Origin of the sequence: Streptomyces sp. M41(2017), assembly GCF_002078175.1 — a bacterium.
Classification (GTDB): Bacteria; Actinomycetota; Actinomycetes; order Streptomycetales; family Streptomycetaceae; genus Streptomyces.
On sequence record NZ_MWFK01000001.1, the window covers coordinates 4,989,077 to 5,013,655 of the forward strand.

The window sequence follows — 24,579 nt, forward strand, 5'->3', positions numbered from 1 at the left end:
CGTTCGCCGGGTCCGGGCGGGGGCCGCCGGCCGCGCTGCGGCGGCAGCCCCCGCCCCGGTTCACGGCCGGCGCGCGTGCGCGAAGCCGCGTCGGTGCCAGACCAGGCCGCCCGAGCGCGCGGGCTCGCCGCCCACCTCGGTCACCCGCCCCACCAGGATCGTGTGGTCGCCTCCCTCCAGGATGTCGTGGCGGACGCACGTCAGCGTCAGGGACGCGTCCCGCAGGACCGGGGCCCGGTGGGGTTCCGCCGCCAGCGGGAGGTCGTCGAACCGGCGCTCGGCCGGCCGCATGAACCGCTTCACGAGGTGTTCCTCGCCGGGACCGAGCAGGTGCACGGCGAAGTCCTCGGCGTCCGTCAGGGCGTCGTGCGTACGGGAGTTCCGGTCGAGGCAGACCAGGAACAGCGGCGGGCTGAGCGAGAGCGAGCTGACGGCGCTGGCCGTCAGACCGCGCGGCCTGCCCAGGTCGTCGTAGCAGGTCACGATGGTGACAGGGGCGGCCAGGGCGGACATCGCGGCGCGGAAGGCCTCGCCGAGGTCCTGGGCCGCCCCGGTCGACGGCTGCGACGCGAGCAGCGCCGGCGTCACCGTGCCACCTCCAGAGGCCGGGCCGAACCCTGGAGCCAGCGGCCCTCGGGACGGCCGGAGAAGCCCGTGCGGATGTCCCACGCGACGTGTCCCCCCTTGACCGTGGCGGTGAACCGCCCGGTGAACGTCCAGCCCTCGTACGCGGACCAGCCGCACAGGGCCTGCACGTCGTGCGCGGAGAACTGCCAGCGTGTGTTCGGGTCGAGCAGCGTCAGGTCGGCGTCCGCTCCCGGTTCGAGCCGGCCCTTGCCGGGCAGGTCGAACAGCCGGGCCGGTCCCGAGCCCATGAGCCGGGCCAGATGCGTGGCCGCCTCGTCCGGGTCGATCCCCCGGGTCCGCAGCCCGGTCCACACGCCCGTGGCCAGTTCCTGGACGCCGGGGAGACCGGGTGGCGCGTCGGCCGGCGGACGGTTCTTCTCCTCCACGGTGTGCGGGGCGTGGTCGCTGCCGAGGGAGACGGCCTCGCCGTGCAGCACCGCGTGCCACAGGCGCTTCTGGTCGCGGCACTCGCGGATGGCGGGGGAGAGCCGGGTCCGCGGGCCGCGCCGGGTGGTGTCGTCGTGGGTGAACGACAGGTGGTGGCCGGTCACTTCGAAGGTGAGGGGCAGGCCCTCGGCGGCGGCGGCCGACAGCAGGTCGGCCTCCTCCGCCGACGACACATGGAGGATGTGCGCCTTCGTGCCGTACTCCCGCACCAGGTGCACCACCTGGGCGACCGCGACGATGCCGCCCGAGCGCGGCCGGTGCGGCTCGTACTCGCCGTACGAGTCCGGGGCGCTCGAACTCGCGTCGAGCAGATCGAAGACGTGCTGGTCCTCGGCGTGCAGCACCAGCCTGATGCCGCCCCGGGCCGCCGCGGCGAAGGCCCGCCGCAACTGCTCGCCGTCCCGGAAGACGACCGGTGCCGTGTGGTGGCCCGCCATGAACACCTTCGCCGAGGTCGCTATCCGCGGGTCGATGTCGGCCAGCAGCTCGGGGTGGTCGGGGTCGGCGCCCAGGTGGAAGCGGTAGTCGGCCCACGAAGTGCCGCGGATCACCGCGTCCTTGGCGATCAGCCCCGCCTCGTCCAGGGACGGCGGACGGGTGTTGGGCATGTCGACCACCGTCGTCACGCCCCCGACGAGAGCGGCCCTGCTGCCGTGCTCCCAGTCCTCCTTGTACTCCAGGCCCGGGGTGCGGAAGTGGACGTGCGAGTCGATCAGACCCGGCAGCACATACCGGCCACGGGCGTCGAGGCGACGGCCGGCGGGCAGCGGCTCGTCCGGACCGAGCAGGGCCGCGACCCGGCCGTCCCGGACGACCACCGTGCCGTCACGGACACCGTCGGGGGTGACGAGCCGGCCGCCCTCGACGACCAGTTCGGCGGGAAGGTCCTCGGATGCGGGATTCAACGGTTCCACGTCAGACTCACCAGTTCCTTGCAGAGGTCGTTGGTCGGTCCCATCAGGGCGACGGCGCGCGCGTCGCGGCCGTAGCGGTTGATCTCGTTCGAGGCGACATAGCCGGCCGAACCCAGCAGCCGTTCCACCGCGTTGACGACGCGCTCGGCGGCCGAGGAGGCGAACAGCTTGGAGTGCAGCGTGGCGATCCCGGGGTCCGGGGCCGAACGACGGCCCGTGCGCTCGACGACCGCACGCGCGGCCTCGACCTCACCCGCGATGTCCACCAGCCGGTGCCGTACGGCCTGTTGGGCCGTCAGGCCGCGCCGCTCGGCATGCTCGTGGGCCAGGTCGAGGGCCGCCTGCGCCAGACCGACGGACACCGCGCCCAGCGTGGCGCCGCTGTCCCGGACACCGGCGATGATCGAGGCCGCGGCGCCCACCGCGCCCAGGCGCGCCGTGTCCGGCACATGGCAGTCGTGGACGGAGACGAAGCCGGTCGCCGAGCCGCGCATACCGGTCAGCCGCATCGAGGTGTCCGGCTCCAGTCCCGGCGTGTCCGCCGGTATCAGGAAGAACGTCTGGCCCGCGGAGCCGTAACCGGTGTCGGGCGAGGAGCCGGGCACCGGCTCCTCGGTCTGCGCCAGCACCAGATAGATGTCCGCCAGGCCCGCGCTGGTGGTGAAGGACTTGGCGCCGTCCAGGACCCAGCCGCCGTCGGGTGTGCTGCGGGCGGTGGTGGACAGGTTCTTCTTGTTCGCTCCGGCACCCGTCTCGCTCCAGGCGGACGCGGCCAGCCAGTCGCCGCGGGCGAGTCGGGGCAGCAGCCGGCGGCGCAGCGCGGGACTGCCGTGTTCGAGGATGCGGGTGCTGACCGCGTAGTGCTGGAAGAGCATGATCGAGGCGGACGCGTTGACCTGCGCCACCTGTTCGACGGCCGTGTTCAGCCCGTGCGCGTCGGCACCCGTCCCGCCGTACTCGTACGGCAGGGCCAGCCCGAGCAGTCCGCCCTCGCGCAGCAGAGTCAGGGCGCGCCGGTCCGGTTCGCCGCTCAGGTCGGCGTCCCGCGCGCAGGCGGCGAGGCGCTCGCGGATCGACGCGGTCAGACCGGTGGCCGGCGGCGGGAGCGGTGCGTCGGCGAGGTCCGGCGCGTCGGACACGGTCAGGCTGTCTGCGGAAGCCATGACAACTCCTGGGAGGTGGGGGCGGGCAGGAAGTGGCCGCGGTAGTCGACCTGCTTCTCCGCGACGGAGATCCAGGCGAGCCGGCGGTCGTGGGGACCGCCCGTGGTGCGGGCCGAGGCGCGGACGGTGGCGCCCGGCGTGCGCAGGGCGAGCATGCCGTTCTCCGGCTGGTCGGCCGCGCCGGACAGCAGGTGCGGGATGGTGCCTTCCACGGCGGCGCCCGCCGCGAGGCAGGTCGCGCCGGTGAGGGCGACGGTGGGGTGCCAGGACGGTACGGAGATGGCGCGCACCGCGAGGGCGCCGGGACCGTCGGGGAGCAGCGCGGCCACCTTGGGGAAGGCGCCCGTGGTGTCCCAGCCCTGTGCCTCGCAGACGGCGCGGCGCAGCCGGGTCATCCGGTCGAACAGCAGCGGGTCGTCGGCGAAGAGCTCCTCCACGGTGCGCACGCCCAGCTCGACGGCGTGCACGAAGAGGTACGGATTTCCCATCGACACCAGGGACACCGGCACCGTACGGCCCTCGAAGCGGATACCGGTGACCGGTTCGCCCGTGATGAGGAGCTCGTCGACCGGGCGCGGCGGTGAGCACAGGAAGTGCGCCGTGAAGCGGGTGCCTCCGTCGGAGGTCTCCTCCGCCTCGCACACCACGTTGTCCCCGTTGTTGAGCACGTTGACCCGGACCCGGCAGCCCGCCACCAGGGGCTGGATCATGCCGGTGCGGGCCGCCGCCTCGACCGCGGCGAGGATGGAGTGACCGCAGGAGCCCCGCAGGTCGAAGCTGTCGAGCCGGTCCGGCATCGACTGGACGAAGCGGTAGTCCAGGTCGAACAAGGGGTGCCGGGAGGGCTGGACGAGCGCGTTCTTCAGGACGTCCGCGGCACCGTGGTCGGCGAGCGCGGACCTCAACTCGGTCAGCCGGGCGAGCAGTTCGGGTTCCGAGGCGGGCAGGGTCCGCGCGTCCATCACGGCGGTGGGGCACGGCGTGCCGTGCGCTCGGGCGAGGCTGACGGTCATGCCGCCGCCTCCTGCAGGACCCGCGCCGGCGTGTGCAGCGTCAGCGGGGCGGACGAGGTCGCTCCGGCCGTCGCGAAGAACTCCTGGCGCCAGAGCTGGTGCGACATCAGGGACCACAGCGCGAGGGAGGCCGCGTCGCTGGGCCGGGTCGCCTGCTCGTCGAAGAGCGCGTCCACCCGCTCGGGGCGGATCCGTCCGTCGGCGCGCAGCGTCTGCGGGGACAGCACGTCGCGGGCGAGGGTCCACAGCCGCTGGCCGGGCGCGAGCATCGCCGTCACCGGGAGGGTGAAGGGCTGCTTGGGGCGTTCCAGCACACTGCGCGGGATCAGGCCCTGGGCCGACCGGTAGAGCGCACGCTTCACACCCTGGCCGGGCACGAGCCGCTGCGCGTCGGTGAGGGTGGAGGCGAACCGGACGACGGAGGGCTGGCAGAACGGCAGCCGCACCTCGACCGAGCTGGCCATCGACAGGTGGTCGACACGGCGGAGGTGGTAGGCCGGCAGCCGGTAGCGCTGCTCCACCGCGCCGATGCGCTGAAGGCGGGTGCCGGGGCTGCTGTGCAGCACGCGCCGTATCTCGGCGGGCAGCGAGGAGCCGACCGCGTTCACGGCGAAGGCGTACTCATCGGTGTACAGGCTCTCGCGCAGGGAGCGCGGGACGGCGGCGAGGTGGTCGAGGTAGTCGTCGATCCAGTCGGAACCGTGGTGCGCGGCGACCGCCTGGGTCATACGGGAGTACCCGCTGAAGAGTTCGTCGGCCGCGTCGCCGGTGAGGGCGACCTTGAAGCCCGCGTCGCGGACCGCGCGGAAGAGGGAGAACGTGGACAGGGTGATCGGATCGGCGTTGGGCTGCCCGAGGTGGCGCACCACGTCGGTCATCAGGTCGGGGAAGGTGGCCGGATCGACCTCGACCTGGTGGTGCCGGGTGCCGGCGGCACGGGCGACCTCGGCGGCGTAGGCGCGTTCGTCGCTGGGCCAGGTGCCGGTGTAGGCGATGTTGAAGGTGTGCAGGCTCCCGAGGCCTCCGGCGGCGCGCAGCGCCTCGGCGGCGAGCGCCGTGACGAGGCTTGAGTCGAGCCCGCCCGAGGTGACGGCGGCGACCGGCGCGTCGGCCACGAGGAGGCGCGAGACTTCCTCGAAGAGCAGGGCGCGCAGCTGCTCGCCGGCCTCGTCCAGGGTGCGGTCCTTGTCGGGGCGCAGACCCCGTTCATGGGCCATGGGCCGCTGCCTGATCCGCAGTCCGTCACGGTGGCTGAGGACGGCGGTGGCGGCCGGCGGCATGACCTGGACGCCGCGGAACATGGTGCGGTCGCCGAACGGGGTCTTGGAGGTCAGATAGGCGTCGAGTCCCGCCTCGTCCTCCTCCGCCCGTACCCCCGAGAAGCCGAGGAGCGCGGGCAGTTCCGAGGCGAAGTGGAAGCGTCCCGCGGCCTGTTCCCACTGGTAGTAGAGCGGCTTCATGCCCGAGTCGTCGGTGGCCAGCACCATGCGGGGCGTGCTGCGCAGATCCATGACGGCGACGGAGTACATGCCGTCCAGGTGCTCGGCGAACCGGTCCCCGTACGTCAGGTACAGCGCGGGCAGGATGGAGCCGTCGCACTGGTCGTCGAAGTGGAATCCGAGGCCGGTGAGGCGTTCGCGCAGGTCACGGTGGTTGTAGATCTCACCGTTGAAGACGACGGTGACCCGGCCGAGATGGTACGGCTGCGCGCCGCCCTCGGGATCCATGATGGACAGCCGGTTGTTGCCGAGCGCCCAGTCGGAGCGGTGCGCGACACCCTGGGCGTCGGGCCCGCCGTGGTGCATCAGGTCGGCGACACGGCGCAGTTCGGCCTCGTCGGAGTGGATGTTGAAGGTTCCGTATATGCGGCACACGCTGCGTTCACCTGACCTGTGAGGAGTGACCGGCGGCGGAGTAGAGCGCCGGGTCGTAGGGGCTGGGGCCGCCGCAGGTGACGAAGCGGCGGGCGGTGGGACCGGTGTGGGGGTTGCGGGCGCCGTGCAGGACCCCGGGGGACGCGTAGAGCACGTCTCCGGCGCTGACGTCGATCCACCGGTCGCGCAGGTACATCTGGCCGACGCCCTCGAAGGCGATGAACGCCTCGTCGCTGTCGGGGTGGAGGTGCACGCTGAAGGTCTCGCCCGGCTGCTGGATGCCGCAGTGCAGACACAGCCGGCTGCTGCCGTTGCCGGGCCAGAAGACGAAGTTCATGGTCGCCCGGCGTTCGGTGGCCTCGATCTGGCCCGTCCCCCCGAAGCCGCGCAGCTGCGTGGTGTCGTCCCAGAGGGAGGAGTGCAGGACGGGCGCGCCGCCGACGGGGGCTCCCGCGAGCGGGGTGCGCCACACGTAGGCGGTCATTCCGGCGCCGTCGGCGCTCAGGACGAGCGCCTGGCCGGTGGGGGCGTAGGCGGCCGAACCGCGTTCCACGGGACGGGAGTTGCCGCCGACCGCGGCGGTTCCGGTGCCGGCGTACACCACGACGGTGTTCTCCTCGGCCGCACTGTGCTCGGGGGTGTACGACTCACCGGCGGCGATACGGACGATGTGGAGGGTGACGTGGGTGGCGCCGGCGGCCGGGCTGACCGGGGTCGCCACCGTGGTGCGGGCGGTGGGGTCGGCCCCGGCGACGGGGAGGAACACGAACTCCGCAGCGGTGATGATGCGGGCGTCGCCGAGGGCGGTGGTGGGAGCTTCGGTGGATGGGGGCATGCCGGTGGCTGCTTCCTGTGGTCGAGGGCCGCGCGGTGGCGTCGGCCTGCCGGTGCTGTGGGGGAGCGCGGCGGTGGGCGGTGCCCGTTGGGGCCTCGCCGGCCGCCGGCGGCGGGAGCTGACCGTGCGTCCCGTCGCACGAGAGCGGAGCGGTGCCGGATGACCGGGGTGTCACCGCTGCGGGGTCGTGGACCGGTTGCTCGGCGGAGACGGTGCGGCGGCCGGTGCGGTCGCCGCGGTCCTTCTTCCTTCTCCTGACGAAGGTTCGCGCGAGGGGTTCCCGGTCGTGTCCCACGTCGCTCCCGGCCCCGGGAGCGGTCACGGGAAGAGCACGGTGGGCCCGGGTACCTCGGCGAACGCCCCTCACCGGCAGGCGCGCCGACCTGCCGGCCTCCCGACTGACAGAACACGGAGCCGGTGCCGGTAACGGTGTCGGTGACGGTCAGGCCCTCGCCCCGGCCCCGGTGGAGGTGCGGACACGTGAACGCCGCACGGCGCGCCCCCGGGTCGGGAGCGCGCCGTGCGGCGTTTCTTGCAATGCGGTGCGGTGCGGTGGGGTGAGGTGTGGTGCGGGCCGGCGGTCGGCCCGGTCAGCAGGCCTCCTGGGTCACCGCCGTCTGCGACCGGTCGGCGACGGGGGCGGGAGCCGTGGCGGCCACGGGCGGGCCGGCGGTACGGCGGGACGGCAGCGGCAGCCGCCCCTCGGCGAGGGCGAGCGCGACGATGACCACGGCGCCGCCCACCGGAACGTTCCACGTCACGGACTCGCCGAGAGCCGACGCTCCGACGATCACGGAGAACACCGGGACCAGGTAGTTGACGCCGGAGGCCGTGGTGGGACCGGCGTCCGCGATGAGCCGGTTCATCAGCACGAAGGCGATACCGGTGGACGCGCCGCCGAGGACCAGGAGCGACAGCAGCGGGCCGGTCGTCAGCTCGCCCGGCAGGTCCCAGCCGATGGTGAACGTGGTGATCAGACCGGTGATGACCATGGCGGAGGTGAGCTGCGCGGCGGTCACGGCGAGGGCCGGGATCTTGTGCGGGGCGATGAAGCGGCGCAGGTAGACGAAGCTCACCGCGTAGCTGACCGCCGCCCCGACACAGGCCAGTTGGCCGCCGAGGGAACCGAAGCCGTGGGTGCGCCACGGCCCGACGACGACGATCAGTCCGACGAAGCCGATGACGAGACCGGTCACCTTGCGGGCCGTGGGCTTCTCCGTGCGGATGGCGAGGGCCGCGAGGCCGAGGGTGACCAGCGGTGTGGCGCCCTGGATGACGCCGGCGATGGTCGCGGTGGTGTGCTGCTCGCCGACGGCGAAGAGGGTGAACGGCACGACGTTGCCGAACACCGAGGCGACGACGATGTGTCCCCAGACCTTCCGGTCCGGGAAGGCGCCCTTGGTCACGGCGAGGATCACCGACACGACGAGGGCGCCCACGAGGAGCCGCCCGAAAGCGAGTTGGAGGGGCTCGAAGGCGTCGAGCGACACCTTGATGAAGGCGAAGCTGCACCCCCAGAGGGCGGCGAGGAGGCCGAAACGGGCCCAGTTGACGGGGTTCATCTGATGACTCCTGGAAGTTGTCGAACGGTTGGGGACGGGGGCGAGGGACGGGGGACGGGGAAGAGGGAGGTCAGGGCTCGTCGATCTCGAACTGGTCGTACTTCTCCATGAGCGCCACCATCTCGGCGCGCGTGGGGACGTTGCCGTCGGCCAGGAGCTCCGCCAGGCCGGTGAAGTAGCCCTCGCGGTTCTCCGCCGGCGTGAAGATGATCAGCATCTCCGCCGGGGCGTCGCTGTCGTTGCGGAAGCCGTGCACCGCGTGCTCGGGCACATGCAGGAGATCGCCGGCGTGCGCCGTGTGCCAGCTCGTGCCGTCGTGGACGGTGACCTCGCCGGAAAGGACGTAGAAGGTCTCCGATATACGGGTGTGGTAGTGCGGGGCCGCTCCGGCGGCACCGGGGAGCATGTGGTGGTGGAAGATACCGAGGCGGCCGTCGGTGGTCTCGGCGAGCGCGATGTAGCGGGTCGTCGTCGTCTCCCCGATGCGGACCTTCACCGCGTCGCCGAACCGCCTGAGCGTGGAGACCAAGAGGGTCACGAGACGTCCTCCCACATGCTCAGGTAGCGCTCGCCCGTGTCCGGCAGGACGGTGACCACGGTCCGGTCGCGGTACTCGGCGCGGGCGGCCACCAGGTGGGCGGCGTGCACGGCCGCTCCGGACGAGACACCGACGAACAGGCCCTGCCCTGAGGCGAGTTCACGAGCAGTGCGCAGCGCGTCCGTGTCGCTGACCGTGATCACCTCGTCGATCAGGGAGACGTCGGTGGTGGGAGCGACGAACCCGCCGTTGAGGCCGGGGATCCGGTGCCGTCCGGGCTGTCCGCCCGACAGCAGCGGGGATCCCAGCGGCTCGACCGCGACGATCCGCACGGCCGGGTCCTGCTCGCGCAGGTGGCGGGCGATGCCGGTGAGGGTCCCGCCGGTGCCGACCGCGCAGACGAGCGTGTCGATACGGCGGCCGGTCGCGGTGAGGGCGGCGGTGATCTCGGGTCCGGTGGTGGCGTAGTGCGCCTCGACGTTGTCCGCGTTCTCGTGCTGGCAGGGGAACCAGGAGCCGGGTGTGGCCGCGTGGATCTCCTCGGCCTTCTCGATGGCGCCGGGGTAGCCGCGGTCGGCGGGGGTCTGGACGACCTCGGCGCCCAGCGCCGCGAGCAGCCGGACCCGCTCGGTCGTCGCGTTGTCGGGCAGGACGATCACACAGCGGTGGCCGCGGGCGGCCGCCAGGGCCGCGAGCGAGATGCCGGTGTTCCCGGAGGTGGCCTCGACGATCGTGCCGCCCGGCGCGAGATCGCCCCGGGCCTCGGCCGCCTTCAGCATGTACAGCGCCGCCCGGTCCTTGCTGCTGGACATCGGGTTGGCCGCCTCCAGCTTGGCCAGTATCTCCGCGCCCGCCGCCAGTCCGTCGAGCCGCAGGCGGACCAGTGGGGTGGCGCCCACCAGGTCGTCGATGCCGTCGGCGACGGCGGGCCGGTCAAGGGGCCGTCGGGAGGTGTGCGGTGCGAGAGTACGCATGATGTGATTCCTCGTCAGTTACGGTCCGGTGCGGGGTGGTTGGACCTGTGGTCACGATGGAGGTGCCGGCGGCGTCGGGGGGGCGCGGGAGGTACGGGGCTACCAGGAGCCGGCCGAGGCGATGCTCGCGATGACGTCCTCGGACGGGCGGCCCCGCTTGCCCGTCGTCGCGGTGGCGGCCAGCATCCGTGTCCCCTCCGGGACGTCCTTGTTGACCAGTGCCTGCGCGCCGATGACGGCGTCGTCGCCGACGGTCACCGGGCCCAGCACGGTGGCGTTCGTGCCGAGGACGACGTTGCGGCCGACCACCGGATGCCGGCGGGCGCCCTCGGGCCGGTTGTTGTCGCTCCACCAGCCGACCGCGCCGAGCGTCACCTGGTGGTAGATCGTCACGTCGTCGCCGACCGTGCACGTCTCGCCGATGACCACGGCGGCTCCGTGGTCGATGAACACGCGGCGGCCCAGGACCGCCCCGGGGTGGATCTCGACGGCGGTCAGCCGCCGCGCCCAGCGGGCCAGCAGCCGTGCCGCCATCCGGTGTCCCCGGGTGTGCAGCCGGTGGGCGACCCGGTGCGTCCACAGCGCGGTCAGCGCGGGATGCAGCGCCGCCTCCAGCCGGCCCCGTACGGAGGGGTCGCGCTCGACGACGACGTGCAGGTCCTCGCGCATCAGACGCAGCAGACCGGTACCGGTGAGGTCGGGAGGCGTGGCGGTCGGCACGGCACGGCCGGCGTCCGCACCGGCCCGTCGGAAGGGCAGTACAGAGGCGGGCTCCTGGGAAGTGGCGCTCACGGGGGGCTCCAGTCGGGGGAAGGGAGGCGGCCGCGGAGGGGTCCGGGACGGTGGGGGTGCATCTGCTCCCGGTGGAGCGAGGGGGGATCCTGGCGGTCGCCGTGGTAGGTCGAGGTCCCGGACAGAGCCTGCCGCGCCCCGTTCCCGATCCCTTCCCGGCCGGTTCCCCGGTCGGCGGTCCACGGGAGCCGCGATCCGTGCCGGGCCGGGAACGCACGGGGAGGGATCCGGGAACGGCCCCCGGGACACTCCCGTCGAGCGCCACTCCGTGCCGGGACGCGCGGAGCACGACCAGGAGATCCGGTCCGGCGCCTTTACGCGCAAGGAAGCAACCACCTATGTACGAACCATCAGTTGTCCGGGGCACGTGGGACATCGGCGGGCGACCCACCCGTCCGGTCCCGCCCGCCGTCGAGGAGACGAGGAGCCAGCCATGAGTGCGACGGCCGACCGCCACCGAGAGCCCGACCCCCCGGAGAGTGCTCCGCAGCGTCTGCTGCTGCTCTGTCCCTCACCCCGCCTGGTGCGCGCGGCCGTCGCCGCCGGCTTCGCCGTACGGGTGCTCACGGACACGCTCCCGCCCCACGACGCCTGCCTTCCGCCCGAAGTGCCGGTGGACCAGGTCGACTTCGCGGACGAGGACGCCCTCGCCGGGTCGATCGAGGCGTCGGCCCGCGTGCACGGGAGCCAGCGGCTGCTGGCCTGCGCGGGCACGGCCGAACTCCCCGCCGTCGCCGGGACCGCGGCCCGCCTGGGACTGACCCCCAACCCGCCGGACGCGGCCCGGCTGCTGGGCGAACCCGCGGCGATGCGGGCCCTGCTCAACGGCAGCCGGCACTCGTACGTCCCCGCCGCCCGCGCCCGCACGGCGGAGGAACTGCCCGCCGCGGTCGAGGAGATCGGCGCGCAGGTGACCGTCCGCACCCTTCCCGTCTGCCCGGGGACCGCCGGCGCCCGGGACGCGACGGCCGGCGAGCGCTCGTATCTGGTGGAGCAGTATCTGGAGGGCCCCGAGTACGGCGTCGTGACCCTCACCGTCGACGGCATGCACCGCGTCGTGGGTGTCGTGGCCCTGCACGGCGCCTGGCATCCGAGCAGTCACCTCTTCCCGGCGCCCCTGGGGGAACGGGACGAGGCCGAGGCGCGCGCGATCGTGACCGAGCTGCTCGACCTCGCCGGTTACGAGTTCGGCTACGCCTACACCGTGGTCGTCCTGACCGCCGACGGGCCCCGCGTGGTGCGCTCCCGCGCGACCTGGCCCGACGAGCCACTGGCCTCACTGATCGAGCTCGCGACGGGCTTCGACGCCGACGACGAACTCGTCCAGGTGCTCGCCGGGAAACCCGTGAACGTACCGACCGCCGACCGGTACGCGGCCGTCGCGTCCTACCGGCTGCCGACGGGACGGCTGCTGTCGGTGTCCGGCCTGGAGGCGGTCTCCGAGCTGCCCGGCGTCCACCGGGTGCACTTCCCGTACGCGTCCGGGGACGACATCCCGGGCCACGGCGCGGGCGCGGACGGCCACGTGATGCTGAGCGCGGAGTCGACGCAGCAGGCCGCCGAGACGGTCACCGCCGTCGGGCGTCTCCTGCGTGCGGAGGTGAGCCGGCGCCCCGACCACCTCTGAGGCCCCCGCGCTCCCCGCGCGATCGGCCGCACCCCGTTCCCGACGACCGCCCGTACGGCCCGACAGGGGCCGTACGGGCGGTCGTCTTCGGCACCCCGAGAGGCGGCGAAGACGGTGGCCGGAGCCCCGCCGATGCCGTTCCCGGGCGCTTCCCCGTCGTGCCCGGGAGGGCGGTAACGGACGCGGAACGGGCCGGGAGCGCCGGACGCGACCTTTCTTTCTGTCAGCACCGCACCGCGACGACAGAAGGCGGACATCATGATCAGCAAGGGCTTCGGAACCTCGGCGGGCTTCTTCGCCCACGCGGCGATCACCCTGGCCCTCGGCGCCGGCATCGCCGCCGGCGCGACGGCCGCGGGCCCGGTCTCGGACGAGGGCCCGAACGCCGTCCTCGGCATCACGTTCTCCGGGTACGCGGCCTCGAACAGCAGCCTGTTCCTGGCGCCCGCCTCCGACGAGGGCCCGAACGTGATCACGGCCGGTACGAACGGTGACGAGGGTCCGAACGTCGTCGCCTCGGGCGCCGACGGTGACGAGGGTCCGAACGTGATCGCCGCGGGCGCCGACGGTGACGAGGGTCCGAACGTGATCGCCGCGGGCGCCGACGGTGACGAGGGTCCGAACGTGATCGCCGCGGCCGTCCTGGGCGACGAGGGCCCGAACGTGGTGGCCGCCCGTGTCCTCGGCGATGAGCGTCCCGACGTCGTCGCGGCCGGTGCTGACGGCGATGAGGGTCCCAACGTGGTGGCTGCCGGTGCCGACGGTGACGAGGGTCCCAACGTGATCGCCGCGGCCGTCCTGGGCGATGAGGGTCCCAACGTGATCGCCGCGGGCGCGCTGGGCGACGAGGGTCCGAACGTGGTCACCGCCGGTACCGAGGGTGATGAGGGTCCGAACGGGGTGGCCCTCGGCGCCGACGGTGACGAAGGCCCCGACGCCATCGCCGCCTGAGCACCGCTCCACCGGGCGCGGCGCCTCAACCGCCGACCCGCGCGCCTCATGCCGATGCCCGCCGTGAACAACGGCGGGCATCGGCATGAGGCATTCGGACGGCAGGCGGTACGGGGCGTGCGCGGCGCGAGCGTCGACGGAACCGCCGTTCTCCCGAACGTCGGGGGACGTCAGTCCCCTCGGCGCACGCGTCCGGGGATGGCCATCGACTGAAAGGCCTCCTCCGCGGCGGCGCCCTGTTCGGCCGCCCCCGCCGCGTCCCCCAGCGCCGCGAGGGCCTGGGCGGCGCCGTCCAGGGCGTAGGCCTCCTCCACCCGGTGACCCAGCTTGGCCGCGGAGGCGTGGGCCTGCCGGTGCAGGTCCAGCGCCCGCCGGTGATCACCCCCCTGCCGGAAGAACCGGCCGGCGGTGTTCCACACGGTCGCCTCCCGCACGGGAGCGTCCTCCAGCCCCTTGGTGGCGAGTGCCTCCTCCACCCAGTGCAGCACCTGCCGCCGTCGACCGAGTCGCCCCTCGGCCTCCGCGGAGAGGACGAGCTGCAACGCCCGTTCCGCCGGGGCCAGTACACCGGGTGCGCGTTCGCGGGCCGTCGCGAGCGTACGGGCCGCCGTCTCGACGTCACCCATCGCGAGCTGGATCTGCGCGAGGTCGTTCAATCCCACGAGTTCCTTCTCCGACGCCCCGATCTTGCGGGCGAGTTCGATCGAGCGGGACGCCGCCTGCACCGCCTGGGCGAAGTGACCGCGCTCCATGTAGACGCCGCTGACGTTCGACAGGGACTCCGCCTCGGCGCGTTCGGCGCCCAGTTCGCGCTTGAGGGCGATCGACTGTTCCAGCCGGGGCAGCGCCTCCTCGAAGCGGCCGGTGGTGGCGAGCAACAGGCCGAGCACACCGGTGTCCTTGGCCTGTCCCCGCCGGTCGCCGAGGTCGACCGCGAGCCGATGGGCCTCGACCGCCGCCGCTATCCCGTCCTCGAACCTGCCGCGCTTCCAGCAGGCGACCGCCAGGTTGGACAGGCTCAGCCGCAGGAGATCGGCTTCGCCCAGCCGGCGGGCCGCGGCGAGCGCGGTGTGGCACAGCGCGAGGAAGTCGTCGAGCCTGCCCCGCAGATCGAGGTGGAAGACGACGTTCGCCGCGAGCAGGGCGACCTCGCGGTCCAGCCCCCGGCGGAAGGCCAGGGCGATCGCCGCGAGGAGACTGTCCTGTTCGCGCTCGAACCAGTCGCGGGCGGCCTCCGGTGTGCCGAGCGGGGCCAGTTCGGGACGGAACGAGGGCGTCGGGCGGGCCATCCGCACCCGGCCGGGGAACAGCAGGTCGCAGGCGGCGTCCGACGCGGTGATCGAGAACTCCAGCAGCCGGCGGACCGCCCCGGCCGCCTCCTCGCTGAACTCGCCGGTGCCGCCGGAGCTCCGGGCCCGCGACAGCATGTGGGCGAAACTGCGCACGAGGTCGTGGAACGCGTAGCGGCCGGGTTCGTGCTGCTGCACGAGGTGCATGTCGAGGAGGTATTCGAGGATGTCCTCCGCGTCCCGGACCCCGAGGTCGAGCAGTGCGGCCGCCGTGTAGACGTCGAGGTCGGCGCCCGGATGCTGGCCCAACAGGCGGAACGACTTGCGGTAGTCGGCGTCCAGGCCCTCGTACGACAGCCGCAGGGTGACCTCCACGCTGCGCTCGCCCGCGCTCAGCTCCGCGAGGCGGTGGGTGTCGTCGCGGAGCCGGTCCACGAGATAGCGCACGGTCCAGCGGGGCCGTTTGCGCAGCCGGGCCGCCGCGATGCGCAGGGCGAGGGGTAAGTGCCCGCTGAGGTCGGCGAGTTCGGCGACGGCGGCGGCCTCGGCGTGCGCCCGGCGCTCCCCGATGATGCCGACGATCAGGGCGACGCTGTCCGGGGGTGCCATGGTGCCGAGGGAGACGGAGTGGGCCGCGTCCAGGTCCACGAGCAGCGCGCGGCTGGTGACGAGGACGACGGTGCCGGTGGGGGAGGCCAGCAGGGGTTTCACCTGGGCCTCGTCGACCACGTTGTCGAGCAGCAGGATCATCCGGTGCCTGGTCATCGTGGACCGCCACAGGGCGATGCGGCCCTGCGGGTCGTCCGGGATGCGCTCGCCCGGAACACCGAGCATGCGCAGCAGCGCCTCGGCCGCCGCGGCCGGCGCGAGCGGTTCCTCGCCGGGGGTGTAGCCGCGCAGGTCCAGGTGGAGCTGCGCGTCGGGGTAGCGCTCGGCGAGACGGTGGGCGGCGCGGACGGCCAGCGAGGTCTTGCCGCTGCCGCCCATGCCGTCGATCGCGACGATCAGTGGTCCGGAGCCGGTGGCGTCCTCGACGAACCCGAGGAGCTTGTGCAGTTCCTCCTCGCGGCCGGTGAAGTCGCGCAGGTCGTAGGGGAGCGTGGAGCGGCTGCCGGTGACCGTCGGAGCCGCCGTGGCGGCGGCCGCGGCGGGAGCGGACAGCGCCGGGTCGTTGCGCAGGATGGCCTGGTGCAGCTCGCGCAGGGCGTCGCCGGGCTGGATGCCGAGCTCCTCGTCGAGGACGGCGCGGATCGTGCCGTACTCCTCCAGCGCCTCGGCCTGCCGGCCAGAGCGGTAGAGGGCGAGCATCAGCTGGCCGCGCAGCGTCTCGCGCAGCGGGTTCCCGCCGATCGCGTCACGGATCTCGGCGATGAGTTCGGCGCTCTCGCCGGCGTCGAGCCTGAGGTCGAAGAGCTGCTCCACGGCGGTCATCCGCCGTTCCTCCAGCGACGCGGAGGCCGCGTCGACGACCGCGCCGCCGCTGCCGGACAGGACGGGGCCGCGCCACAGGGCGACGGCCTCCCGCAGCAGCGCCGTGGCCTCCGCGGGAAGACCGGCGGCCGCGTGGTCGCGGGCCCGGCGCAGGGCGTCGGTGAACTGGAGCAGGTCGAGCTGGTCGGGTGTGACGGCCGCGCGGTATCCGGGACCGTCGGTGGCGATGAGGGTCCGTCCGTCCGGGATGCGCTGGCGCAGCTCGGCGACGGCCTTGCGGACCTGGTGCGCGGCGGTGGCGGGTGCGTCCTCGTCCCACACGGCCTCGACCAGCCGGTGCACGGGCAGCACACGCTGCGGTTCGAGGAGCAGCGTCACCAGGACCCGTTCGCTGACGGGACCTCCGACGTGGACGCGTTCGTCCCCGTCCCAACATTCCAGCGATCCGAGGATGCGAAAGCGAATCGGCGCTGGCTGGCGCATGGCGCGGGTCCTCTCCTCGGTCCGGGTGCGGCCGCCGCACCACCGTTCGCCTGCGGAGGGACCGCGTGGCAGGACCGGAGACGGCGTCCCGTTCCTTCACGTTCTGCAGGGAACGGCACAGGGCGGCCGTCGTCGACGTTCACATTCTGACGCACGATGTGTACCGACGGTCGCGGCTTCATGGCTCTTACCTGCGGAGCAGGAGGCGCGCTGGCGCGTATCGGACAAGTTTTCGCAAGGGTCCGGACCGGGCGCCGGCCTCGGGCGCCGGGGCGGACCGCTCACACCATCCGCTCCGTGGCGCCTCGTCGCGGGGCCGGGGCGACCGGCACCCAGGGAGCCGGTCCGCGAGAGGTCGGCGAAGCGGAGACGCGGCGGGGCCCCGTACAGGCGTTGTCACGGCACGTAGCGGTGCGCATGGTGCCGGCGTGGTGCGGCGACGGGCCGCGGAAGCGAGTCTCCGCGTGTCTGTTCACGGCCGGAGTGTGCCCGTTTCGTGCCCGATCGGCGATCGAGCGGCGCGATCAAGTCGCCCCGCGGAAAGGGTTCATGGGACCGGCGGGCCGCTCCCCGGGCGTACGGCCAGTGCGGGGCGCCCGCCGTGCCGCCGCGGCCGGCGCCCTCGTCCGGCACATCACCGATCGGGCTCGCGGGCGGGACGACGGACCAGGTTGTGAACGCGGGAGAGGCCCGGAGTGTGTCCGCGCGGACCCGCCCCGCACCTGGCGAACGGCCGGCAGCGTCCCGCTGCCGGCCACCCACCGTGTCCACGCGAACCCGTCAACGGCGCCTCGCCGGAACGGGTTCGGCGCCGTCCGGCACCGGCGGCAGGTCCGCCTGCTCCTCGGCGGGCGCGTCCGCAAGGACGCCTCCGCGGCCCCAGTGATCCTGCTCGACGTCCCGCACGAGCACGGTCACGGCCTCTCTCGGGCATCCGGCGACCCGGGCCAGCGTCGTGGTCAGTTCGTCCACGAGATCGGCTCGTTTCTGTCGGTCGTTGCCCTTCCACCAGTCCACGGTCACCACAGGCACGGTTCTCTCCTCACTTCTCGGGGGCCACGAGGCCCTCGGTCGCGGGGAACTGGTCGAATCTGCGCGCCAGTTCCTCCAACATCTCGGGGGTCGGTTCGGGCGAGGAGTCCAACAGCTCGCCCAGTTCGCGGAAGTACTTCTCCCGGCCGCCGTCCGGGGTGAACATCACCAGCAGGGTGGCGGGGTCGGCGCCGGGGTTGCCGAACGCGTGGGTGGTCCCGGGCGGCACCATCATGAACGTGCCCGGCCCCGCCACGCGCCGCTCCCCGCCCAGCGTGAGCAGCACGTCGCCGCTCGCCACGTAGAACATCTCCGTCAGCTCGTTGTGGAAGTGGAGCGGCGCTCCCGGGGCGCGGGGCGGCAGCCGGTGCTCGGTGAGGCCGAACCGGCCGGCCGTGTCGTCCCCGGTCACGAGGAAGGAGACCGGGGTGCCGCCGACGACCGTGGTGGGGCCCGCACCCGGATCGATCACGCGGGGCAGCGTCACCGCTCACCCCCGGCATCCGCCCCGGTGGACGCCGCACGCGGTGTGAGCGCCCGCAGGGCCACCGCCGCGGCGACCAGGGCGAGTACGGCGGTCAGCGCGTAGGCCCGGCCGAACGCCCCGCTCCCGGGCGCGTCGCCGAGCACCAGGACCAGCACGGCCAGCCCCATGGCGCCGCCCGTGTACTGCGTCGTCGTCAGCACCGCCGAGGCGGTTCCCTGGTCGCTGTCCGGCACATCCTTGGTCCCCGCGATGTACATGCCCGCGAAGGCCATGCCCTGTCCCAGCCCGCTGACCAGGAGACCCGGCAGGACGGCCGTCCAGTAGTCCGAGCCGCTCGTGCCGAGGCCGAGCAGGGCCAGCCCCGCCGCGCCGACCGCGAACCCGGTGGCGAGCGTGGGACGGATTCCCCAGGACCCGGCGAGCCGGCCGGTGACGAGGTTGCCCGCCACCACGCTGAGCGCCAGCGGCAGGAAGGCGATGCCGGCGCCGAGCGGCCCGTAGCCCCACACGTTCTGGAGGAACAGCGTGATCAGGAAGAACTCCGCGCCGACGCTCGCCATGTAGAGCGCCGACATCGTGCTCGCGCCCGCCAGCGAGCGGATCCGCAGCAGCGCCGGCGGGATGAGCGCAGTGGCGGCGGGGCGCCGGTCGTACGCCGTCCAGGCCGTGCCCAGCGCGACGGCGGCGGCGAGGCAGCCGAGGCAGGAGGCGGAGGTCCAGCCGTCGACCGCGGCCTGCGTGAGCGCCGCCACCAGGAACAGAACGGCGCCGGTGAACAGGGCCGCTCCGGGGATGTTGAGCCGCCGTACCGACGCGTGCGTGCGCTCACCGGCCGGCAGCACCCGCAGGGCGAGGGCGACGGTGACCAGGATGAGCGGCACGTTCACGAAGAACACCCACCGCCAGGAGAGCGCCGCGGTCAGGACACCGCCGATCAGCACCCCGGCCGCGAGTCCCACCGCACCGATCGCGCCCCAGATCGCGAGCGCCCGGGAACGGACGGGACCGGCCGGGAACGCGGCCCCGATGAGGGCCAGCATGGCCGGGGTCAGGGCGGCGGCACCGATGCCCTGGGCGGCGCGGGAGGCGACCAGCAGCCACTGGTCCCCGGCCAGCCCGGCCGCCAGCGAGCCCGCGCCGAACAGGCCGAGCGCGCCGAGGAAGAGCCGGCGCGGGCCGGTCAGGTCCGCCGCCCGGCCGCCGACGACGAGGAAGCTGGCGAAGAAGACGGCGTAGGCGGAGACCACCCACTGGAGCCGTTCGGGCGGCAGACCGAGTCCCGAGCCGATGCTCGGCAGGGCCACGTAGATGATCGAGTAGTCGAGCGCCACCAGGAACTGGGCGATGGAGAGGGCGAGCAGCGCGGCCTTCATCCGCCCGCTGAACCCGCCGGCCTCGGGGGCCGAGGTGGGCGAGGTGGCGGCGGAGGCGGGGGAGGTCTGGACGGTCATGTCAGGGCTCCGGTCGGTTCCGGGCGTGTCCCGGGGAGGTCGTGGGGGGTATCGGCGGTCCCGTGCAGCAGCACGCGGATCACGGAGGGGAAGTCGTCGACGACGTGGTCGGCCCCCGCGGCGGTGAGGGCCGCGGCGGAGTCGACTCCGTAGGAGACGCCCACGGTGCGCAGGGCGGCGGCCCGGGCCATCGTCATGTCGGTGACGGTGTCGCCGACGTACCAGGACCGCGGAGCCGTCGCGCCGAGGTCGGCGAGGGCCCGCAGCGCCATGTCGGGGTGGGGCTTGCCGCGTTCGACCATGTCGTGGCAGACGACGGTGTCGAACCGGTCGATGATGCCGGTCGCCTCCAGCAGCGCGATCGCGCTGGAGGAGATCTTGGAGGTGGCGATCCCGAGCAGGTGGCCCGCCGACCGCAGCCGGTCCAGGCCCTCGGTAACGCCCGGCAGCAGGAGCGCCGGGCCCTGGCTCAGGACGTCCGTCGCGAAGCGGCCGCGGTAACGGGCGGCGGCCTCGGCGGTCGCCCCGTCGTCGACGGACACGCCCAACAGCCCGGCGAGGGAGGCCTCCAGAGGCTTTCCGACCGTCGCCAGCACCTGGGCGCGGCTGGGGGACGCGCCGAGGCCGCGCACCACGTCCCCGATCAACTCGGCTATCGCGGAGGGGGTGTCGGCGAGGGTGCCGTCGATGTCGAAGACCGTCGCGGAGGTCATGCCGCTGCCTCCCCGTGCGGTTCGGCGGTGGCGGCGTAGGCGACGGCGAGGTGTCCGGCGAGCCGGGCGGTGCTGATGAGTACCTCGCGGTTGGCGGCGGCGGAACGGCCCTCGGTGGCCCGCGAGACGGCCTTCATCAGGTACGGGGTGGCGCCCGGACCACTGACCCCGTCCTCCTCGGCGGCACGCAGCGCCTCCTGGATCACCCCCTCCATGAGGGCGCTGTCCAGGGCGTGTTCCTCGTCGATGGGCGCCGTGACGAGGGGGCCGCCCGGCAGGCCGGCCGCCCAGTGCATCCGCACCGCGCGCGCCACGTCGCCCGGGTCGTCGATCCGCTTCGGGACGCGCAGTCCGCTGGAGCGGCAGTAGAAGGCGGGGAAGTCGTCGAAGCGGTAGCCGATGACCGGCACGCCGAGGGTCTCCAGGTACTCCAGCGTCAGAGCGAGGTCGAGGATGCTCTTGGCGCCGGCGCAGACGACGGCCACCTTGCTGCGGGTGAACTGCACGAGGTCCGCGGAGATGTCGAAGCTCTCACCGGCCCCCCGGTGGACGCCTCCGATGCCCGCGGTGGAGAAGAAGGGGATTCCGGCGAGGTCGGCGGCCACGAGGGAGGACGCCACCGTGGTGGCTCCCATGCCGCCGCCGGCCAGGACGACACCGACGTCCCTGCTGGACACCTTGGGCACCCCGGTGCCGACCGCGAAGCGCTCCATGTCGTCGGGGGACATGCCTACCGTGAACCGGCCGCCGTCCAGCCCGACGGTCGCCGGTACGGCACCCGACTCCCGTACGGCCTTCTCGATGGCGAGCGCGGTCTCCACGTTGCCCGGGTAGGGCAGACCGTGCGCGATCACCGTTGATTCCAGGGCGACGACGGGCCGGTTCTCGGCCAGCGCGTCACCGACTTCCTCACTGATGCGCAGCAGTGGGTGCATGAGCGTGTCTCCTGAACGGTCGCTGGGGACGGAGGGAAGGAGCGCGCCAGGCGCGGACATCCAAGTCACCCGGACTGTCCCGAACCCCGTTCCCGTTCCGTTCCCGGCGGGGGACCGGCACCCCGCGCCGCCACGCACCCGGGGCGGTCGCGGCGCCGGGGTGTCGAGCCCGCCGCCACAACCGCCCCTCACGATCCGCTGCGGGTGGCCCGCTCGGCGCTCCCGGCTAGTACCAACCGGTGCAGCGGATGGGCGTGTTGTAGCCCGAGTCGCCGCACGCGCGGGCCACCTGGCCGTTGCGGTCGGCGAAGGCCTCCGTCCACACGCTGCCGCCGCTCGTGATGGTGGCCTCGCCGAGGTGGCCCTGCCAGGTCCGGCCGCCGTCGTTGCTGCGGTCCACCCAGATGTGCATACCGGGGCTGCCGCCCACGATCCGGCCCCACACACAGGTGTTGTTGCCGGACCCGTTGCGACGCAGCTCGAAGCCCTGGCCCTGTGTGCCGAACGCCGTGTACTGCGTCAGCCCGTTGTTGTTGGTGCACCCGTCCGCGGCACCGGCGGTGGTGGCACCGGCCGCCGTGAAGAGCCCCGAGATCAGGGCCACCGCGGACACGGCACCGGCGATGCGCTTCTTCGTCTGCATATTGGCTGTCCTCTTCCGAACGAAGGAGTGAAGCGAGTCCGACGGCGCCGCCGTCACCCGTCACTCCGGGTGCCTGACGGCTCGTCGACCCCCATCGTGGATCGCCGGCCCCGGCCAGGACCATCCTTTCCAGCAGCATGGAAACCTGCAGCTCGAACGGGTGAAGGAGGTTTGGGACGGCAGGAACGGTCGGCGGGAGCCCGAGGGTGACGCGGCAGCCTGCCCGACGGCTTCGCTACGCTCCGCACACGAAGGCGGAGTTCATCCCGGCCGGGCCGCGCCCGTCCTCGCTCCCCTCCACTCCGCGTGACGCGCGTCACGCGCCCTGGGACGGGTGTGCTGTTCTCGACATCCCGTTCGAATGGGTCGAGTCGATGCCCGCCAGCGGTCTTTACCACTCATTGACCTGTTGTGGAATCGGGAAATCCGTGGACGCGGCGGTTTGGCCGACTCGCCGACGCGTCCCGAACGTGTTGACCCCTCCCGGGCGCGAGAATTACTGTTCAGGCCATGGTTGCCACGGGGGAAGTCGCTACCACTCACGGTGTTGTCGAATGTGCCTCACGGGGCAAGGCGAGAGTCATTGATCCGGATGCCCGTCGAGGCTGTCCGCTGTGACGGACGCCGTTCCTTTCTCTTCTTCGCATCGAATGCCCCGCACCTGATCTCCGACTGAAGATCCCGGGGCCGGTGCGGCAGTTCGGTCGATACGTCGATGCCGCCGGTGCGGCGCCGATTTTCCCCTGCATTCCTTGGTGTGACGGGACCGCGCTGTCCCGTCGCTGTGGTGTGTCCGCCCTGAGTGGTCAGACGTGGGAGCGAAAATGGAGATCCATCTGCTGGGCTCGTTGGAGATGGCCGACGAGCATATATCGGTCAAGATTCCGGGGGAAAAACTGCGCGCCATTGTCGCGACCCTCGCCCTGACGCCGAACCGTCCCGTCTCACGCAACGACCTCATCGACGAACTGTGGGGAGAGAACCCGCCGCGTGACGCCGACAATTCACTGCACGGCCACATGGCGCGATTACGGCGCATTATCGCGGCGCGAACCGGGATGGGCAGTCAGCGGGATCTGATCGGAACCTCGAACTTCGGCTATGTCCTCTCGATACCCGACCGCCGGGTCGACGCCCTGCATTTCTGCGACCTGGTCCGCCGGGCGGCGCTGCTGCAGGACTCCGACCCCGGGGGCGCGGTCCGACTGCTCACCGAGGGGCTCGCACTGTGGCGCGGCCCCGCCCTGCTCGACGCCGGCCACGGCATGCTGTGCCGGATGGCCTCCACCCGCTTCACCGAGACCCGGCTGACGGCCTACGAGCAGCTCTTCGAAGCCCAGTTCACGCTGGGCATGCACCGCGACGTGGTCACCGAGCTGGAGCAGCTGCACGCCCAGTACCCGCTGCGCGAGCGCTTCTGCGAACAGCTGATCACCGCCCTGTACAGCACGGGCCGGCAGGCCGAGGCGCTCGACGCCTACCACCGGACCCGTCAGCGGCTGTCCCAGGGGCTCGGCCTGGAACCGGGGCACGCCCTGCGTGCCAGGTTCCAGGAGATCCTCCGTCAGGAACCCCTCAGGACCCGGTAGGCCTCGGCGGGGCGGCCGCCGCCCGCGACGCAGGAGACGTGCCCATGGCCCGGCGTCGGGCCGTGGGCGTCGGTTCTCCTGGACCCCCGGCCCGACGGGCGGGCTCAGATCGACTTGGTCACCCGCAGGATCTGCCAGATCGCCCCGAACCGCGCCCGCCCGTGGAAGGCCAGGTACTCGGGAAGCACCAGCTGCGGTGCCCACTTCTCCTTGTACGCGAGCTGGCTGGCCGACGGGTAGACCTTCTCGCCGTGGTCGGCGAGGAACCGCATGAACTTCCCCGTCACCGGGCTGGCGGCGGACACCTCGACACCCGGGTCGAGGCGGGTGAACGGAGTGAAGCCGAAGTGCAGCCACTCGGCGCCCTCGGTGCGGAAGGTGTCGATGGCGTGGGCGTTCACCGCCTCCATCACTCCCGGGGACACGTCGTTGTCGCGGCGGCTGAGGTCGTGCAGCCAGCCGGCCCGGGAGCCGTACGCGGGGGAGTAGGAGATGTACGCGACGACGGCACCCTCGACGCGGCCGACGAACAGACGGCGCTCGCGCTGCGCGGGCCCGCCGCACTGGCCCACGAGGAACTCGATCTCCTTGACGTGCCTGCCCTTGCCGCGCAGCCACCGCTGGTCGAGAGCGTCGATCTCACCGGCCACCTCGTCGTACGCGACCTCGTCGATCCGCAGACCGCTGCGCTTCGCGCGGGAGATCTTGTTGCGCAACTTCATGAACCTGGAACCCTTGAGCGTGAACGCGGGCAGGTGCAAAGAGAATGAGGAACCCACCTGGTTCACGGTGAATCCGCAGCGGGCGTAGAGATCGGCGTCCGAGCGCTGGAGCTGGATCGCACAGACTTTGCGGCGCTTGGCACGCGCAAATTCCAGGAAGGCCTTCAGGAGCTTCTCCTGTTCGCCTTCGGGACCGAACACCCCGCCGAACTGGACCAGATAGCCGCCCGCCGTGCGGTAGGCGACGAAGCCCTCCGTGCCGGGGGCGAGGAAATACTCGGTCCCGCTGTTGAGCGCCAGGAAAGCGCTCGGGTTCTCGGCGTACTTCCGCAGCGGTTGCGCGACGGAGTCGAAGGCTACCGATTCCTCAGTCGTTGACATCTCGTTCCCCTGTCGCCCGGCCGTACGCCGACTCACCTTCACATTCCTTGCCCGCAGATACTCGGACCGCCGCCTTCGATGCTCCTGAAACGGTCGTCTCAGCTCC

General features: G+C 72.8%; 21 protein-coding genes. 3 read left to right on the forward strand and 18 right to left on the reverse strand.

Going from position 1 to position 24,579, the window contains the following annotated elements:
• Positions 1–60: 60 nt before the first annotated feature.
• The 10 genes from B0675_RS21775 to epsC form a co-directional block, all read right to left on the reverse strand.
• A complete protein-coding gene (locus tag B0675_RS21775) occupies positions 61–588 on the reverse strand; it encodes a flavin reductase family protein (protein ID WP_241539834.1) in 528 nt (175 codons plus the stop codon).
• The gene (locus B0675_RS21780) at positions 585–1,988 is read right to left on the reverse strand and encodes a dihydroorotase family protein (protein ID WP_081220484.1); all 1,404 of its coding nucleotides are present in this window, start codon (positions 1,986–1,988) and stop codon (positions 585–587) included. Before B0675_RS21780 ends, B0675_RS21775 begins: the two co-directional genes overlap by 4 nt.
• Positions 1,976–3,151 carry an acyl-CoA dehydrogenase family protein gene (locus tag B0675_RS21785; protein WP_081220485.1) on the reverse strand — a complete coding sequence of 392 codons (1,176 nt, stop codon included), beginning with the start codon at positions 3,149–3,151 and terminating at the stop codon, positions 1,976–1,978. The genes B0675_RS21780 and B0675_RS21785 overlap by 13 nt, the downstream gene beginning before the upstream one ends.
• Positions 3,130–4,164 (reverse strand): PrpF domain-containing protein, encoded by a 1,035-nt coding sequence (locus B0675_RS21790; protein ID WP_081220486.1) that lies wholly within the window; start codon positions 4,162–4,164, stop codon positions 3,130–3,132. Before B0675_RS21790 ends, B0675_RS21785 begins: the two co-directional genes overlap by 22 nt.
• The gene (asnB, locus tag B0675_RS21795) at positions 4,161–6,038 is read right to left on the reverse strand and encodes an asparagine synthase (glutamine-hydrolyzing) (protein WP_081220487.1); all 1,878 of its coding nucleotides are present in this window, start codon (positions 6,036–6,038) and stop codon (positions 4,161–4,163) included. The genes B0675_RS21790 and asnB overlap by 4 nt, the downstream gene beginning before the upstream one ends.
• A 7-nt stretch (positions 6,039–6,045) precedes the next feature.
• Positions 6,046–6,873 (reverse strand): cupin domain-containing protein, encoded by an 828-nt coding sequence (locus B0675_RS21800; protein WP_081220488.1) that lies wholly within the window; start codon positions 6,871–6,873, stop codon positions 6,046–6,048.
• Positions 6,874–7,463: 590 nt separating this feature from the next.
• Complete coding sequence (locus B0675_RS21805; protein WP_081220489.1) at positions 7,464–8,435, reverse strand: DMT family transporter; 972 nt, start codon at positions 8,433–8,435, stop codon at positions 7,464–7,466.
• A gap of 70 nt (positions 8,436–8,505) precedes the next feature.
• Entirely contained in the window at positions 8,506–8,973 is a 468-nt protein-coding gene (locus B0675_RS21810; RefSeq protein WP_081220490.1) for a cupin domain-containing protein, read from the reverse strand.
• Positions 8,970–9,947 (reverse strand): cysteine synthase family protein, encoded by a 978-nt coding sequence (locus tag B0675_RS21815; RefSeq protein WP_081220491.1) that lies wholly within the window; start codon positions 9,945–9,947, stop codon positions 8,970–8,972. Before B0675_RS21815 ends, B0675_RS21810 begins: the two co-directional genes overlap by 4 nt.
• Positions 9,948–10,046: 99 nt before the next feature.
• A complete protein-coding gene (gene epsC / locus B0675_RS21820) occupies positions 10,047–10,616 on the reverse strand; it encodes a serine O-acetyltransferase EpsC (protein WP_179165420.1) in 570 nt (189 codons plus the stop codon).
• A 556-nt stretch (positions 10,617–11,172) separates the two neighbouring features.
• Here epsC and B0675_RS21825 point away from each other — a divergent pair.
• Both B0675_RS21825 and B0675_RS21830 read left to right on the forward strand, forming a co-directional pair.
• Positions 11,173–12,366, forward strand: coding sequence for a hypothetical protein (locus B0675_RS21825; RefSeq protein WP_081220492.1), 1,194 nt, complete (start codon positions 11,173–11,175; stop codon positions 12,364–12,366).
• Between the two features lie 258 nt (positions 12,367–12,624).
• Positions 12,625–13,317 carry a hypothetical protein gene (locus tag B0675_RS21830; protein WP_081220493.1) on the forward strand — a complete coding sequence of 231 codons (693 nt, stop codon included), beginning with the start codon at positions 12,625–12,627 and terminating at the stop codon, positions 13,315–13,317.
• A 170-nt stretch (positions 13,318–13,487) separates the two neighbouring features.
• On the opposite strand, the gene B0675_RS21835 is transcribed toward B0675_RS21830, so the two are convergent.
• From B0675_RS21835 to B0675_RS21865, 7 genes are all read right to left on the reverse strand, one after another.
• Positions 13,488–16,520: a BTAD domain-containing putative transcriptional regulator gene (locus B0675_RS21835; protein WP_081220494.1), complete on the reverse strand. Its 3,033-nt coding sequence runs from the start codon at positions 16,518–16,520 to the stop codon at positions 13,488–13,490.
• A 780-nt stretch (positions 16,521–17,300) separates the two neighbouring features.
• The gene (locus B0675_RS21840) at positions 17,301–17,552 is read right to left on the reverse strand and encodes a 4-oxalocrotonate tautomerase family protein (protein ID WP_107482699.1); all 252 of its coding nucleotides are present in this window, start codon (positions 17,550–17,552) and stop codon (positions 17,301–17,303) included.
• 10 nt (positions 17,553–17,562) lie between these two features.
• Positions 17,563–18,024 carry a cupin domain-containing protein gene (locus tag B0675_RS21845; RefSeq protein WP_179165339.1) on the reverse strand — a complete coding sequence of 154 codons (462 nt, stop codon included), beginning with the start codon at positions 18,022–18,024 and terminating at the stop codon, positions 17,563–17,565.
• Between the two features lie 11 nt (positions 18,025–18,035).
• The gene (locus B0675_RS21850) at positions 18,036–19,490 is read right to left on the reverse strand and encodes an MFS transporter (protein ID WP_107482700.1); all 1,455 of its coding nucleotides are present in this window, start codon (positions 19,488–19,490) and stop codon (positions 18,036–18,038) included.
• Positions 19,487–20,203: an HAD family hydrolase gene (locus B0675_RS21855; RefSeq protein WP_081220496.1), complete on the reverse strand. Its 717-nt coding sequence runs from the start codon at positions 20,201–20,203 to the stop codon at positions 19,487–19,489. Before B0675_RS21855 ends, B0675_RS21850 begins: the two co-directional genes overlap by 4 nt.
• Positions 20,200–21,138 (reverse strand): pseudouridine-5'-phosphate glycosidase, encoded by a 939-nt coding sequence (locus B0675_RS21860; RefSeq protein ID WP_081220497.1) that lies wholly within the window; start codon positions 21,136–21,138, stop codon positions 20,200–20,202. The genes B0675_RS21855 and B0675_RS21860 overlap by 4 nt, the downstream gene beginning before the upstream one ends.
• Positions 21,139–21,364: 226 nt before the next feature.
• Positions 21,365–21,781, reverse strand: coding sequence for a hypothetical protein (locus B0675_RS21865; RefSeq protein WP_081220498.1), 417 nt, complete (start codon positions 21,779–21,781; stop codon positions 21,365–21,367).
• Between the two features lie 824 nt (positions 21,782–22,605).
• Here B0675_RS21865 and B0675_RS21870 point away from each other — a divergent pair.
• Positions 22,606–23,370 (forward strand): AfsR/SARP family transcriptional regulator, encoded by a 765-nt coding sequence (locus B0675_RS21870; RefSeq protein ID WP_081220499.1) that lies wholly within the window; start codon positions 22,606–22,608, stop codon positions 23,368–23,370.
• Positions 23,371–23,474: 104 nt separating this feature from the next.
• On the opposite strand, the gene B0675_RS21875 is transcribed toward B0675_RS21870, so the two are convergent.
• Complete coding sequence (locus B0675_RS21875; RefSeq protein ID WP_081220500.1) at positions 23,475–24,473, reverse strand: DUF2156 domain-containing protein; 999 nt, start codon at positions 24,471–24,473, stop codon at positions 23,475–23,477.
• Positions 24,474–24,579 lie beyond the last annotated feature (106 nt).